Here is a 14695-nt window from a genome sequence, read left to right as displayed (position 1 = left end):
GTCCCGGTGACTTCGGCGCCGGGATACCCTGGAGGGCGATTCCCTGAAGACCGTCACCGACCCCGAGGACCGCGAGCGCCGTGTTCGACACTCTCTCCGATCGCCTGTCAGCGACTTTCAAGAACCTGCGCGGCAAGGGACGGCTCTCCGAGGCGGACATCGACGCCACCGCACGCGAGATCCGTATCGCGCTCCTCGAGGCGGACGTGGCCCTCCCCGTCGTCCGCACGTTCATCAAGAACCTCAAGGAGCGCGCGCTCGGCGCCGACGTCTCCCGGGCCCTCAACCCGGCCCAGCAGGTCCTCAAGATCGTCAACGAGGAACTGGTCACCATCCTCGGCGGTGAGACCCGCCGGCTCCGGTTCGCCAAGCAGCCCCCCACCGTGCTCATGCTCGCGGGTCTGCAGGGTGCCGGTAAGACCACCTTGGCGGGCAAGCTCGGCCGGTGGCTGAAGGAGCAGGGCCACTCGCCGCTGCTGGTGGCCTGTGACCTCCAGCGTCCCAACGCCGTCAACCAGCTGAGCGTCGTCGCCGAGCGCGCGGGCGTCGCCGTCTACGCGCCCGAGCCCGGCAACGGCGTCGGCGACCCGGTGAAGGTGGCCAAGGACTCCATCGAGTTCGCGAAGTCCAAGGTCCACGACATCGTGATCGTGGACACCGCCGGCCGCCTCGGTATCGACGCCGAGATGATGCAGCAGGCGGCGGACATCCGCGACGCCGTCTCCCCGGACGAGATCCTCTTCGTCGTCGACGCGATGATCGGCCAGGACGCGGTCAACACCGCCGAGGCCTTCCGCGACGGCGTCGGCTTCGACGGCGTGGTGCTCTCCAAGCTCGACGGTGACGCCCGCGGTGGTGCCGCCCTGTCGATCCGGCAGATCACCGGCAAGCCGATCATGTTCGCGTCCAACGGCGAGAAGCTGGACGACTTCGACGCGTTCCACCCTGACCGGATGGCCTCCCGCATCCTCGACATGGGTGACCTGCTCACCCTGATCGAGCAGGCGGAGAAGACCTTCAGCCAGGAAGAGGCCCAGAAGATGGCCTCGAAGCTGGCGTCCAAGAAGGGCCAGGAATTCACCCTGGACGACTTCCTGTCCCAGATGGAGCAGGTCCGCAAGATGGGCTCCATCTCCAAGCTGCTCGGCATGCTCCCGGGCATGGGACAGATCAAGGACCAGATCCAGAACCTGGACGAGCGGGACGTGGACCGCACCGCGGCGATCATCAAGTCGATGACCCCGGGCGAGCGCCAGGACCCGACGATCATCAACGGCTCCCGCCGCGCCCGTATCGCCAAGGGTTCCGGTGTCGAGGTCAGCGCGGTGAAGAACCTCGTCGAGCGGTTCTTCGACGCCCGCAAGATGATGTCCCGGATGGCCCAGGGCGGCGGTATGCCGGGCATGCCGGGGATCCCGGGCATGGGCGGCGGCCCCGGCCGGACCAAGAAGCAGCCGAAGAAGGCCAAGGGCAAGCAGCGCTCGGGCAACCCGATGAAGCGCAGGCAGCAGGAGCTGGAGGAGGCCCAGCGCCGCGAGGCCGCGGCCCAGGGCGGCGGCGCGTTCGGCCTGCCCGAGCAGGGCGGCCAGGACTTCGAGCTGCCGGACGAGTTCAAGAAGTTCATGGGCTGATCGGGAAGTGAAGGCCTGGCTCGGGCCGGTCGAGCGCTGAGCCGGCCCGTCGTGGCGACTCTGGGGCGCCCTCCGCGCGGGGGCGCCCTTCGCGCGTGTTCCCCCTGGTCCCACCCGCCCTACGGGATCCGGTCCCACCCGCCCGGCGGGTTCCGGTGACACCCGACCCACCGATGCCACCCGCCCCGGCCCACCCGGGACTCAGCCGCCCTTGGCACGCGCCGTACGCGAGACCGGGCGGTCCGGGCAACGCGCGTCGCCACGGCCTCGGCACGCGGGGCGCGGCGGGTTCGCCGGGCGGACGGGCCGGTGGGGTCAGGGCACGCGGGCTATGAGGTAGCGGAAGACGTTCGGCATCCACACGGTCCCGTCCTGGCGCCGGTGCGGATGCAGGGCCTCCGTCAGCTCCTTGTCGACCTGCCTGGCGTCGGTCGCCGCCATCGCCGTGTCGAACAGGCCGGTCGAGAGCAGCCCGCGTACGGCGCTGTCCACGTCGGCGTACCCGAACGGGCAGGCCACCCGGCCCGAGCCGTCCGGCTTCAGCCCCGCCCGCTGGGCGACCTCCTCCAGATCGTCCCGCCGGGCCGGCCGCCAACCGCGCCCCCCGGGCAGCGGATCGGCCGGTTTCCTGGCCGCCCGCAGCACCGAGGAGGTCGCGCAGCGCTCCGGCGGGCCCCAGCCGGCCAGCACCACGGCGGCTCCCCGCCGGGCCGGCGGCAGCGCGGCCGCCAGCTGCTCGGCGAGCCCCTCCGAGTCGCCCGCCAGGCAGCCGACCGGCTCGAAGACGGTCACCAGGGTGTACCCGGCCGTCTCCGCGTCGGCCGCGTCCCCCGGCGCGCCGTCGAGGAGCCTCGCGGTCGCACGCGCGCGCGTGCCGCGACCGCGGCAGCCGCCGCGCGGGGCGTCCGGCAGCAGCCGTTCGCGCGCGAGGGCGAGCCGTTCACGGCAGGAGTCGACCCCGGTCACCGTGGCCCCCCGGGACGCCGCCATCAGCAGGGCGAGGCCGGAGCCGCAGCGCAGCCCCAGCAGCCGGGTCGCGGGGCCCACTTCCAGCCGTTCGTAGACCGCCTCGTAGAGCGGGACCAGCATCCGCTCCTGGATCTCGGACCAGTCACGCGCGCGTGCGCACAGATCCACCCGGGGTACGCACTCCGCGTGAGACCGGTGCTGCCGCACGAGCGTAGGTGTCATAGGTAAGCGCCCCAATCCGCCGACAGTTCGCCGCTGTGCCCGGTTGCGTGGCCCCCGTGCCGTGCGCGCGCACTTCCCACGTATGCCAGGTAACTCCCGGCTCGCGGTGCCGTCCAGGGGTCGTGGGCCCCGGCTTGGTGTCCGGACGCGAGAGTGGCGAGATTTCACGTCCCGGCAATCTGGACGGCTCTACGGTGACCGCTCCGGCGGAACGGGCCGGTGCCGGGGGTCGCCGCCACTCGCGGTAACGTCACGGCCGTCACGGACGCTGACCAAGACGGGGGCCTCGCCCAGAGCGGCCGAAACGCCCCTTGCGCAGCCGCCGGGCACGGTCGCACTCGCGTACTACCCGCCGGTCGTAGTGCGGCCTACGCACCAGCTTGGTAGGAGCTGTGAGGCTTCTCCGCAGATCAGCGCACCCGCCCTCGTCAGGACGCATCAGTGCCAACTGACGGGTACGTGCAAATTATTTGGGATGGCCCGGAATAGGAACACAGTGGCACCCCCGCTCGTTGTCATTACGTGAGCACGACACAGACACCACCTGTTCTCGCCGCGGAGCTGGCACAGGCGTGGGCCGACATTCAGCGGTACCACCCCGAGCTGCCCGACCTCGCCGCGCCAGAATCCCTGATCGGAGAGTCGTCGTCCGCGTGCGGGCACGAACTCTCCTTCGAGCGACTGCTCCATGAGGCAGTCCACGGCATCGCCGCCGCCCGCGGGGTCCGCGACACCTCCCGCGCCGGCCGCTACCACAACCGTCGTTTCCTCGCGATCGCCGAGGAGCTGGGCCTCGACCACCCCGAGGAGCCGCACCCGAGCAGCGGTTTCTCGCTGGTCACGCTCAACCCCGAGGCGAAGCGGCGCTACCGCCCGACCATGGAGCGCCTGCAGCGCGCGCTGAAGGCCCACACGGCGGCCACCTCCTCCGACACCACCCGCACCTTCCGCGGACCGGCGGCCCGGCACGGCTCCTCCGGCGGCGGCGTCCGGGTCAAGGCGGTCTGCGACTGCGGGCGCAACGTCCGGGTGGTCCCCTCGGTGCTGGCCCAGGCCCCGATCGTGTGCGGCGGCTGCGGCAAGCCGTTCCGCATCCCGGAGGTCATGGGGGCGGCGTAGGCGCGGACCGCGACAGTGCCGGCATCTCGTGGGTGCCGGACGCGGACGGCGAACTCCAAGGGCGGCGCATCCGACGTACCTCACCTCCACGCCGGATGCCGCTGCCCCGCGCCCGGCCGGCGCACCCCGGCGGGCTCACCCACCCGCGGCCCGGAGCGGCCCACGGGGTGTGGCACAATGGTCAGCTGTACTCGACAGTCGCATAGGACCCCTCTCTCCTCCGGCTGACGCGTCCATCGGGCACTCGGGTACCGCAACCCCACGCGGCAATCTGCCGTGCCCAACCACGTCAATCCAGGAGAATCCACTCCCGTGGCAGTCAAGATCAAGCTGAAGCGTCTGGGCAAGATCCGTTCGCCTCACTACCGCATCGTCGTCGCCGACTCCCGTACCCGCCGTGACGGCCGGGCCATCGAGGAGATCGGCAAGTACCACCCGACCTACAACCCGTCGGTCATCGAGGTGGACGCCGACCGCGTCGCGTACTGGCTGGGTGTCGGCGCGCAGCCGACCGAGCCCGTGCTCGCCATCCTGAAGAAGACCGGCGACTGGCAGAAGTACAAGGGCGAGCCCGCCCCGGCGCCGCTGCTCGTCGCCGAGCCGAAGGCCGCGCGTCCGTCGTTCGAGGCTCTCGGCGGTGACGACGACGGCAAGGGTGAGGCCATCACCCAGAAGAAGAAGGCTGAGAAGAAGGACGAGGCCCCGGCTGAGTCCGAGTCGACCGAGGCCTGAGCACCATGCTCGAAGAGGCGCTTGAGCACCTCGTGAAGGGCATCGTCGACAACCCTGACGATGTGCAGGTCGCCTCGCGCGACCTGCGCCGCGGTCGCGTGCTCGAGGTCCGGGTCCACCCGGACGACCTCGGCAAGGTGATCGGCCGTAACGGCCGCACCGCACGCGCTCTGCGTACCGTCGTGGGCGCCATCGGCGGCCGCGGTGTCCGTGTCGACCTCGTCGACGTGGACCACGTCCGCTGACGCTTCATCGCAACCGGCTCGGGCCGGGGAGGGCCACTGGGCCGTCCCCGGCCCGCAGTCGTACGACAGGAGATCTGTACACGTGCAGCTGGTAGTCGCACGGATCGGCCGCGCCCACGGCATCAAGGGCGAGGTCACCGTCGAGGTACGTACCGACGAGCCCGAGCTGCGGCTCGCCCCGGGCGCCGTCCTGGCCACCGACCCGGCTTCCACCGGGCCCCTCACCATCGCCACCGGCCGCGTCCACAGCGGCCGTCTGCTGCTGCGCTTCGAGGGCGTCACCGACCGCAACGGCGCCGAGGCCCTGCGCAACACCCTGCTGATCGCCGAGATCGACCCCGAGGAACTCCCCGAGGGCGAGGACGAGTACTACGACCATCAGCTCATGGACCTCGACGTGGTCACCGCGGACGGCACGGAGGTCGGCCGGATCACCGAGATCTCGCACCTGCCCTCCCAGGACCTGTTCATCGTCGAGCGCCCCGACGGCAGCGAGGTGCTGATCCCCTTCGTGGAGGAGATCGTCGCCGAGATCGACCTGGTCGAGCAGAAGGCGGTCATCACCCCGCCCCCCGGTCTGATCGACGACCGCGCGGAGATCGCCTCCGCCCGGGACGCCGCCGCCGAGGACGACTCCGCCGAGGACGACTCCGCCCGGGACGCCGCGGAGGGCGAGGACTGACATGCGTCTCGACGTCGTCACGATCTTCCCGGAGTACCTGGAGCCGCTGAACGTCTCCCTCGTCGGCAAGGCACGCGCGCGCGGCCGGCTGAACGTGCACGTCCACGACCTGCGCTCATGGACGTACGACCGGCACAACACGGTCGACGACACGCCGTACGGCGGCGGCCCCGGCATGGTCATGAAGACCGACCCCTGGGGCGACGCCCTGGACACGGTCCTCGCGGACGGCTACGAGAGTGGCGCCTTCGCCCCCACGCTGATCGTCCCCACCCCCAGTGGCCGTCCGTTCACCCAGGAAGTGGCCGTCGAGCTCGCCGAGAGCCCCTGGCTGATCTTCACCCCGGCCCGTTACGAGGGCATCGACCGCCGCGTGACGGACGAGTACGCCTCCCGGATGCCCGTCCGCGAGGTGTCCATCGGCGACTACGTCCTCGCGGGCGGCGAGGCGGCCGTCCTCGTCATCACCGAGGCCGTGGCCCGGCTGCTGCCCGGCGTCCTCGGCAACGCCGAGTCCCACCGGGACGACTCCTTCGCCCCCGGCGCCATGGCCGACCTCCTGGAAGGCCCCGTCTACACCAAGCCGCCCGTCTGGCGCGGCCGGGACATCCCCGAGGTGCTGCTCAGCGGCCACCACGGGAAGATCGCCCGCTGGCGCCGCGACGAGGCCCTGCGGCGCACGACGGCGCACCGGCCCGAACTGATCGCGCACAGCGCCCCCGCGGCCTTCGACAAGAAGGACCGCGAGATGCTCTCCATCCTGGGCTGGGAACCGGACCCCGAGGGGAAGCCGTACGGCCGATTTTGGCGCCGGGCCGAGGGCGTGGAAGAATAGGCCGCTGCTGTGCGTCCGTCCGGTGTGCGCCCCTGCCACAGGGGGACACGACGCCCACCCCGATCCGCGCGGCACCCTCATGTACACCTATCTCCCGTTGATGACCTGTGGCATCAGCGAAGAAAGCAGACGAAATGTCTCACCTGCTCGACACCGTCGACGTCGCGTCGCTGCGCAGCGACATCCCGGCCTTCCGCCCGGGTGACACCGTCAACGTCCACGTCCGCGTCATCGAGGGCAACCGCTCCCGTGTGCAGCAGTTCAAGGGCGTTGTGATCCGCCGCCAGGGCTCCGGTGTCCGCGAGACCTTCACGGTCCGCAAGGTCTCGTTCTCCGTCGGCGTGGAGCGCACCTTCCCGGTGCACACCCCGATCGTCGAGAAGATCGAGCTGGTCACCCGTGGCGACGTGCGCCGCGCCAAGCTGTACTACCTCCGTGACCTGCGCGGCAAGGCCGCGAAGATCAAGGAGAAGCGCGACAACTGAGTGCTTGCCCGGCGTCACGGCGGGGCCGGATAACATCTGGCACCGATGGACACCGAAGCACAGCCGACGGAACGCGACCGCTCCTCCCATCCGGACTCCCCGGGTGCGGAGGGCCGGTCGCGTTTCGCGTTGGTGGAGCGGCTCGCGGCCTGGCTGCCGGGCGGCCGGATCACCTTCACCCTCTTCGCCTGCCTGGCGTCCCTGCTGCTCGTCAACACCTTCGTGGCGCAGCCCTTCCAGATCCCCAGCGGATCCATGGAGCCGGGATTGAGGATCGGGGACCGCGTTCTCGTAAATAAGTTGGCATACCGTTTCGGTGGCCAGCCGCGCCGCGGCGACGTGATTGTGTTCGACGGCACCGGGTATTTCGGGGACGCGGACTACGTCAAACGTGTCGCCGGAGTAGGGGGAGACCACGTGGTCTGCTGTGACACGAAGGGGAGGATCGAGGTGAACGGCCGGCCGGTCGACGAGACGTCGTTCCTCCACTCCGGGGACAGCGCCTCCAGCGTGCCCTTCGACGTCGCCGTGCCCGCGGGCCGCCTCTTCGTCCTCGGCGACCACCGCGACGACTCCAGCGACTCCCGCGACCACCTCGGCTCGCCCGGCGGCGGCATGATCCCCGTCGGTGACGTCATCGGCCGGGCGGACTGGATCGTCTGGCCCTACGACCACTGGACCCGTCTGACGCGGCCGTCCGCCTACGCGCGCGTGCCCGCCCCCGCGGAGGGCAGCCATGGGTAACCGCGGCAAACCACGCGGGGCGCCCGACACCCCCGCCGACCACCTGCTGCCCACCGGGACCCGCCGCACCGCCGCGGTGCCCGGCAGCGGCCGCACGCGCGCGGAGCGCCGCAAACTGCAGCGCAAGGTCAAGCGCAAGCGCCGACGCTCGGCCGTCCGGGAGATCCCCCTCCTGGTGGGCGTCGCCGTCCTGATAGCGCTGGTCCTGAAGACCTTCCTGCTCCAGGCGTTCGTGATCCCGTCCGGCTCCATGGAGCAGACGATCCGGATCGGCGACCGGGTGCTGGTCGACAAGTTCACCCCGTGGTTCGGCGCCAAGCCGCAGCGCGGGGACGTCGTCGTCTTCCACGACCCGGGCGGCTGGCTGGCCGACGAGCAGACCGCCAAGAAGCACGACCCCATCGTCGTCAAGCAGTTCAAGGAAGGCCTCACCTTCATCGGCCTGCTGCCCTCCGACAACGAGAAAGACCTGATCAAGCGGGTCATCGGGGTCGGCGGCGACCACGTCAAGTGCTGCGACGCGCAGGGCCGCATCACCGTCAACGGCGTACCGCTCACCGAGGGCGCCTACATCTACCCCGGCGACGCGCCCTCCGCGACCCCCTTCGACATCACCGTGCCCAAGGGCCGGCTGTGGGTGATGGGCGACCACCGCGGCAACTCGGCGGACTCCCGCTTCCACCAGAACACGTCCTACGGCGGCACGGTCTCCGAGGACTCCGTCGTCGGCCGGGCCATGGTCATCGGCTGGCCGGTCGGCCACTGGACGCGCCTGCGGGAACCTAAAACCTTCGCAAGCGTCTCCGACTCCGTGTCGGGGGCGGCCGCGGGCCCCCGGCCGTCGCATAGGGTTGTGTCCGAGGATCAGCACGGACTGACCCGACTCCCGACCCCTGCGGAACTCCCGCTCGTTATGGGAGTGGTGGGCCTGCACCGCATCCGGGGCAGGCGGCGGCACGGAGTAAGGAGTTGGCGTGGGGGATGTGGCGGTTGGCGCACGTTCGGGACACGACGGCGAGGAACACCGCGGGCACCCCGGGGAAGCGCACGTCCCCGTACCGGACGGCGCCATGACCCCCGGGAATGACGCGGCGTCCGGCGGCGAGGGCACACCGCGGGACGAGCAGCGGGCCCCCACCCAGGACGGGGGCGAGGCCGCGAGCCCGCCGAGGAAGCAGCGCTCCTTCTGGAAGGAACTGCCGATCCTCGTCGTCATCGCGCTGGTCCTGGCGTTGCTGATCAAGACCTTCCTGGTGCAGGCGTTCTCCATCCCGTCGGACTCGATGCAGAACACCCTCCAGCAGGGGGACCGCGTCCTGGTCGACAAGCTCACCCCGTGGTTCGGCTCCGAGCCCGGCCGTGGCGAGGTCGTCGTCTTCCACGACCCGGACAACTGGCTGGCGGGCGAACCCGCGCCCAACCCCAACGCCGTGCAGAAGGTCCTCAGCTGGATCGGCCTGATGCCGTCCGCCGAGGAGAAGGACCTGATCAAGCGGGTGATCGGAGTCGGCGGCGACACGGTCGAGTGCAACAAGACCGGTCCCCTGACGGTGAACGGCAAGGCGCTCAACGAGCCGTACGTCTACCCCGGCAACACCCCCTGCACCGACGACGACCTGGGCGGCCAGTTCAAGGTGAAGGTGCCCAAGGGCTACATCTGGGTGATGGGCGACCACCGCCAGAACTCCCGCGACTCCCGCTACAACCAGTCCGACAAGCACCACGGCATGGTGCCGGTGAAGGACGTCGTCGGCCGCGCGATCGTCAAGGCCTGGCCGATCAACCGCTGGGGCACCCTGCCGGTTCCGGACACCTTCGACCAGCCCGGCCTCGGCCGACAGTCCTCCGCCGCCTCCCTCGTCCCGGCGCCCGGGGGCGTGACCGTGGCCGCGCTGCTGCCGGTCGTGGTGTGGCGGCGCCGGCGTACCGACCGGACGCGGTCCACGGCCGACCGGACGACGGCCACCGGCACCCGCTGACCCGCCACGCCCCGCACCCCCGCACGCTTCGCGGACGGCCCCGGCCGTCCGGGACGTGCGGGTGACCTGCGGGAGGGGGCTGCCCCCGTTCGGTACCGCCGGGTAGGGTGCGGGTCCATGGGTGGCGAGAGCATGACGCGTACGGCCCCGCACGGCGGTGGCACCGGCACGGCACGGGCCGGTGGCGGCCGGATCGGGCAACGGTTGTCCGGGATCGCCGTGGCGCTGGGCCTGGTGCTGTTCCTCGGCGGGTTCGGGTGGGCGGCCGTGAGCTACCGGCCGTACACGGTGCCGACCAGCTCCATGACCCCCACCATCGACGCCGGCGACCGCGTGGTCGCCCAGCGCGTCGACGGTGACGAGGTGCGGCGCGGTGACGTCGTCGTCTTCGAGGACAAGTCCTGGGTGAGCAACGCCAAGGTGGTCAAGCGCGTCGTGGCGGTCGGCGGCGACACCGTCTCCTGCTGCACCGACGGCAAGCTGACCGTCAACGGCAAGCGGATCGACGAGCCGTACCTGCCCGCCGGCAGCCTGGCCGAGATCAAGGGCTTCCCGACCGTGACGGTCCCCAAGGGCCGGCTGTTCCTCCTCGGCGACGAGCGCCAGGGCTCCCTGGACTCCACCGCCCACCTCACGGACGCGGCACAGGGCACGGTCTCCCGCGACGCCGTCTCCGCGCGCGTGGACGCCGTCGTCTGGCCCTGGAACGGCATGCTCAAGCGCCCCACCGGCTTCGAGGCCCTCGGCGCCCTCTCCCGGCCCGGCCCGCTGCGCACCATCGAACTGCTGATCGTCGCCGGTGCCGTCTTGATCCTCGGCGGCGGCGCGTACGGTCCGATCGCCAAGCGCCTCGGCGGCTCACGGGCCCGCACCGAGCCGGGGCCGGCCGGTGCCCGCTGAGCCCACCCTGCCGGGCGAAGAGGGGTACGAGGGCGCCCCGCGCAAGGTGGCCCGGGTGGTCCTCCTCGACCCCGAGGACCGCATCCTGCTTCTGCACGGACACGAGCCGGACGACCCGGCCGACGACTGGTGGTTCACCCCCGGCGGCGGCCTGGAGGGCACCGAGACGCGGGAAGAGGCCGCGCTGCGGGAACTCGTCGAGGAGACCGGCATCACCGAGGTCGACCTCGGCCCCGTACTGTGGCGGCGCCGGTGCTCCTTCCCCTTCGCCGGCCGACGCTGGGACCAGGACGAGTGGTACTACCTGGCCCGTACGAGTCAGACCGCCACCGCCGCGACGGGCCTGACCGAGCTGGAGCGGCGCAGCGTCGCCGGAGCGCGCTGGTGGACGTGCCGGGAACTGACCCGGGCACATGAGACGGTGTATCCGACCAGACTCGCCGAGCTGCTGCAACGGCTGCTCGACGAAGGTCCCCCGGCCAGGCCGGTGACCCTCGACACGGAAATCGTCTGAGGAGGCCCGGGACTGGCGCACAATGGTGGGATCGCACGGCTGAAGGGGAACATGCCATGAGCGCCGAGGACCTCGAGAAGTACGAGACCGAGATGGAGCTGAAGCTCTACCGGGAGTACCGAGACGTCGTCGGTCTGTTCAAATACGTGATCGAGACCGAACGGCGCTTCTACCTCACCAACGACTACGAAATGCAGGTGCATTCGGTCCAGGGCGAGGTGTTCTTCGAGGTGACCATGGCCGATGCCTGGGTCTGGGACATGTACCGGCCGGCTCGCTTCGTCAAGCAGGTCCGCGTCCTCACTTTCAAGGACGTGAACATCGAGGAACTGAACAAGAGCGACCTGGAGCTCCCGGGCAGCTGATCGCCCTCCCCGCACGAGTGACGGGGTTATCCACAATCGCCGGGCCGTCCACCATGATCAACAACTGTGGACGGGATGCGTGACGGTTGGCGCCGGAGGTGGTGCCGACATGAACAAGGCACGCAGTGCACTCGGCAAGTACGGCGAGGACCTGGCCGCGCGGCGGCTGGTCCAGGCCGGCATGACGGTCCTGGAGCGCAACTGGCGCTGCGGACGGTCCGGTGAGATCGACATCGTGGCCCGTGACGGGGACGCGCTCGTCGTCTGCGAGGTGAAGACCCGCAGGGACGCGTCCTTCCAGCATCCGATGGCCGGGATCACCCCGGAGAAGGCGGCACGGCTGCGCGGCCTCGCCGAACGCTGGACCCAAGCCCACGGGGGAGCCCCGCCGGGAGGCGTCCGCATCGACCTGATCGGCGTCCTGCTGCCCCGCCGCGGCGCCCCGGCCGTCGAACACGCCCGGGGGGTGGCCTGAATGGCGTTCGCCCGCACATGCTCCGTGGCCCTGGTCGGCGTCGAGGGCGTGGTCGTCGAGGTCCAGGCCGATCTCGAACCAGGCGTGGCGGCCTTCACCCTGGTCGGCCTCCCGGACAAGAGTCTGACCGAAAGCCGCGACCGGGTCCGGGCGGCGGTGGTGAACTCGGGCGGCGAGTGGCCGCAGAAGAAACTCACCGTCGGACTCAGCCCGGCCTCGGTGCCCAAGGCCGGCTCCGGCTTCGACCTGGCCGTGGCCTGCGCCGTGCTCGGGGCCGCCGAGCGGATCGACCCCCGCGTCCTCGCCGACATCGTCATGATCGGGGAACTGGGCCTGGACGGCCGGGTGCGGCCGGTGCGGGGCATCCTGCCCGCGGTCCTGGCGGCGGCCGACGCGGGATACGAGCAGGTCGTCGTGCCGGAGTGCGCCGCCGCCGAGGCCTCGCTGGTCCCCGGCGTGTCGGTCCTCGGCGTCCGGAGCCTGCGGCAGCTCATCGCCGTCCTGACCGACGAGCCGGTCCCGCACGAGGAGCCGGAGGAACAGGGGCGTCCGGACCCCCTGCTGGCCGGTCTGCGCGTACCGGGCACGGGCGCCGCCACCGGCATGCACAGCCTCGGCACCGCGCAACACGAGTGTGACCACGACCTGGCCGACGTCGTGGGCCAGACCTCGGCCCGTACGGCCGTGGAGGTGGCCGCCGCCGGTGGACACCACCTCTTCCTCGAGGGACCGCCCGGCGCGGGCAAGACCATGCTCGCCGAGCGCCTGCCCGCCGTCCTGCCCCGGCTCACCAGAGAGGAGTCGCTGGAGGTCACGGCGGTGCACTCGGTGGCCGGGCTGCTGCCACCGGGCAAGCCGCTCATCGACGTCGCCCCCTACTGCGCCCCGCACCATTCCGCGACGATGCAGGCCCTCGTCGGTGGCGGCGCAGGCATCGCCCGGCCGGGAGCCGTGTCCCTCGCCCACCGCGGGGTGCTGTTCCTGGACGAGGCACCGGAGTTCCGCAGCCAGACGCTCGACGCCCTGCGGCAACCGCTGGAGTCGGGCCACGTCGTGATCGCGCGCAGCGCCGGCGTGGTCCGGTTCCCGGCGCGCTTTCTGATGCTGCTGGCGGCCAACCCCTGTCCGTGCGGGCGTTTCTCGCTGCGCGACTCCCTGTGCGAGTGCCCGCCCTCGGCGGTCCGCCGGTACCAGTCCCGTGTGTCGGGTCCACTGCTGGACCGGGTGGACCTGCGTGTCGAGGTCGATCCGGTCAGCCGGGCCCAGCTCGTCGAGCCCGGCGCCCGGGGCGAGACCACCGCGACGGTGGCCGACCGGGTGGCCACGGCCCGGCTGCGGTCGGCCGCCCGTCTGGCCGGCACTCCCTGGCGCACCAACAGCGAGGTACCCGGCCGGGAACTGCGCGGCCGCTACCACGCCGTGCCCGGCGCCATGGACGAGGCCGAGCGCGGTCTCGAGCGAGGCGTGCTCACGGCCCGGGGGATCGACCGGGTGCTGCGCGTCGCCTGGACGGTCGCCGACCTCGTGGGGCACGACCGCCCCGACGCGACCGACGTCGCCCTGGCCCTGCAACTGCGCACCGGCGTCCCCCGAGGAGTACCGATGGCGATCGGAGCCCTGACATGACCGCGGGGGAGGACCCCGACGGCGAGCGGCTCGGGCGGGTCTTCCTCGCCCGGGTCCTGGAACCGGGGGACGAGGTCGGAGGGAGGTGGGTGCGAGAGGCAGGGGTCGCGGAGGTGACGCGGCGGCTGCGCGAGGGCCGGGAGCCGTTGCCCGGGGTGAGCGTGACGCGGTGGGCGGGACTCGTCGCACGGGCCGGGCACGCACAGCCGGCGCGGGACCTCGCCACGGCCGAGGCCGCCGGGGCGCGGTTCGTGTGCCCCGGGGACGCCGAATGGCCCGGTCAGCTCGACGACCTCGCGGACGCCCGCCCCCTCGGCCTGTGGGTGCGCGGACGGCCCAGCCTGCGCGTGTGGGCGCTGAGATCCGTCGCCCTGGTGGGGGCCCGGGCCTGCACCGAGTACGGCACCCATATGGCGGCCACCCTCGCCTCGGGCCTCGCCGAGCACGGCTGGGTCGTCGTCTCCGGAGGCGCGTACGGCATCGACGGCGCCGCGCACCGCGGCGCCCTCGCCGCCCGCGGAGCCACCGTCGCCGTCCTCGCCTGCGGCGTCGACCGGACCTACCCCCGTGGACACACCGCGCTGATCGGCAGGATCGCGGAACAGGGACTGGTCGTGGGCGAGTTGCCGCCGGGCGATCACCCCACCCCGAGCCGCTTCATCCTCCGCAACCGGGTCATCGCCGCCCTCACCCGGGGCACCGTCGTCGTGGAGGCCGCCTGCCGCAGCGGCTCGCTGGCCACCGCCCGGGCCGCGCAGCGTCTCGGCCGGTTCACCATGGGCGTGCCCGGCCCGGCCACCAGCCCCCTGTCCGCCGGCGTCCACGAACTGCTGCGGGCGGAGGCCACCCTGGTCACCGACGCCGCGGAAGTCGTCGAACTCGTCGGAGACATCGGTGAGCTGGCCCCGCCCCGGCAAGGGCCCGTCCTCCCGCGCGATCTGCTGGCACCGGCCGTCCGGACCGTCCTCGCCGCGCTGCCCGGTGACCGGGCCGCCCCCGTCGAGGAGATCGCGCTCGGCGCCCGGACCACACGCGACGAGGCGATCGCGAGACTGTACGAACTCCGAGCACTTGGTTACGTCGAACGACACGGCGATGGCTGGAAGTTGACACGCCAGGCGATGATCTCGGTCCGAGACGGTCGACGGCCGTGTTGACCGAGCGTGTTCGGC

17 protein-coding genes are annotated in these 14695 nt (G+C 71.7%); 16 read left to right on the top strand and 1 reads right to left on the bottom strand.

Going from position 1 to position 14695, the window contains the following annotated elements; translation table 11 throughout:
- Positions 1-80 precede the first annotated feature (80 nt).
- Entirely contained in the window at positions 81-1631 is a 1551-nt protein-coding gene (gene ffh, locus ACIBA9_RS34235; RefSeq protein ID WP_399369205.1) for a signal recognition particle protein, read from the top strand.
- Between the two features lie 315 nt (positions 1632-1946).
- Here ffh and ACIBA9_RS34230 read toward each other — a convergent pair whose 3' ends face one another.
- The gene (locus ACIBA9_RS34230) at positions 1947-2822 is read right to left on the bottom strand and encodes a class I SAM-dependent methyltransferase (protein ID WP_399369203.1); all 876 of its coding nucleotides are present in this window, start codon (positions 2820-2822) and stop codon (positions 1947-1949) included.
- Between the two features lie 522 nt (positions 2823-3344).
- On the opposite strand from ACIBA9_RS34230, the gene ACIBA9_RS34225 reads away from it, so the two are divergent.
- The 15 genes from ACIBA9_RS34225 (at position 3345) to dprA (ending at position 14680) form a co-directional block, all read left to right on the top strand.
- Positions 3345-3941: a hypothetical protein gene (locus ACIBA9_RS34225; protein ID WP_362161021.1), complete on the top strand. Its 597-nt coding sequence runs from the start codon at positions 3345-3347 to the stop codon at positions 3939-3941.
- Between the two features lie 312 nt (positions 3942-4253).
- Complete coding sequence (rpsP, locus tag ACIBA9_RS34220; RefSeq protein ID WP_399369200.1) at positions 4254-4673, top strand: 30S ribosomal protein S16; 420 nt, start codon at positions 4254-4256, stop codon at positions 4671-4673.
- Between the two features lie 5 nt (positions 4674-4678).
- The gene (locus ACIBA9_RS34215) at positions 4679-4918 is read left to right on the top strand and encodes an RNA-binding protein (RefSeq protein WP_005479813.1); all 240 of its coding nucleotides are present in this window, start codon (positions 4679-4681) and stop codon (positions 4916-4918) included.
- Positions 4919-5000: 82 nt separating this feature from the next.
- Positions 5001-5600, top strand: coding sequence for a ribosome maturation factor RimM (rimM, locus tag ACIBA9_RS34210; RefSeq protein ID WP_399369198.1), 600 nt, complete (start codon positions 5001-5003; stop codon positions 5598-5600).
- A 1-nt stretch (position 5601) separates the two neighbouring features.
- Positions 5602-6435, top strand: coding sequence for a tRNA (guanosine(37)-N1)-methyltransferase TrmD (gene trmD / locus ACIBA9_RS34205; RefSeq protein ID WP_399369196.1), 834 nt, complete (start codon positions 5602-5604; stop codon positions 6433-6435).
- 134 nt (positions 6436-6569) lie between these two features.
- Positions 6570-6920: a 50S ribosomal protein L19 gene (gene rplS, locus ACIBA9_RS34200; RefSeq protein ID WP_362161030.1), complete on the top strand. Its 351-nt coding sequence runs from the start codon at positions 6570-6572 to the stop codon at positions 6918-6920.
- 45 nt (positions 6921-6965) lie between these two features.
- Positions 6966-7664, top strand: coding sequence for a signal peptidase I (gene lepB, locus ACIBA9_RS34195; protein ID WP_399369193.1), 699 nt, complete (start codon positions 6966-6968; stop codon positions 7662-7664).
- Positions 7657-8751: a signal peptidase I gene (gene lepB / locus ACIBA9_RS34190; protein WP_393899920.1), complete on the top strand. Its 1095-nt coding sequence runs from the start codon at positions 7657-7659 to the stop codon at positions 8749-8751. The genes lepB (ACIBA9_RS34195) and lepB (ACIBA9_RS34190) overlap by 8 nt, the downstream gene beginning before the upstream one ends.
- Positions 8639-9643, top strand: coding sequence for a signal peptidase I (lepB, locus tag ACIBA9_RS34185; RefSeq protein WP_399369191.1), 1005 nt, complete (start codon positions 8639-8641; stop codon positions 9641-9643). Before lepB (ACIBA9_RS34190) ends, lepB (ACIBA9_RS34185) begins: the two co-directional genes overlap by 113 nt.
- Positions 9644-9760: 117 nt before the next feature.
- The gene (lepB, locus tag ACIBA9_RS34180) at positions 9761-10543 is read left to right on the top strand and encodes a signal peptidase I (protein ID WP_362161041.1); all 783 of its coding nucleotides are present in this window, start codon (positions 9761-9763) and stop codon (positions 10541-10543) included.
- Positions 10533-11057, top strand: a complete 525-nt coding sequence (locus tag ACIBA9_RS34175) for an NUDIX hydrolase (protein ID WP_399369188.1) — start codon at positions 10533-10535, stop codon at positions 11055-11057. Before lepB (ACIBA9_RS34180) ends, ACIBA9_RS34175 begins: the two co-directional genes overlap by 11 nt.
- A gap of 56 nt (positions 11058-11113) precedes the next feature.
- Positions 11114-11422 (top strand): DUF2469 domain-containing protein, encoded by a 309-nt coding sequence (locus ACIBA9_RS34170; RefSeq protein ID WP_006139554.1) that lies wholly within the window; start codon positions 11114-11116, stop codon positions 11420-11422.
- A gap of 79 nt (positions 11423-11501) precedes the next feature.
- On the top strand, positions 11502-11897 hold the full coding sequence (locus ACIBA9_RS34165; RefSeq protein ID WP_399369186.1) for a YraN family protein: 396 nt from the start codon (positions 11502-11504) through the stop codon (positions 11895-11897).
- Entirely contained in the window at positions 11898-13523 is a 1626-nt protein-coding gene (locus tag ACIBA9_RS34160) for a YifB family Mg chelatase-like AAA ATPase (protein ID WP_399369184.1), read from the top strand.
- Positions 13520-14680, top strand: a complete 1161-nt coding sequence (gene dprA, locus ACIBA9_RS34155; protein WP_399369182.1) for a DNA-processing protein DprA — start codon at positions 13520-13522, stop codon at positions 14678-14680. Before ACIBA9_RS34160 ends, dprA begins: the two co-directional genes overlap by 4 nt.
- Positions 14681-14695 lie beyond the last annotated feature (15 nt).

Source organism: Streptomyces sp. NPDC051452 (genome assembly GCF_044454765.1).
Taxonomy (GTDB): Bacteria; Actinomycetota; Actinomycetes; order Streptomycetales; family Streptomycetaceae; genus Streptomyces.
Note: the sequence above shows the minus strand (reverse complement) of the source record. Positions and strands in the feature narration are given on the sequence as shown.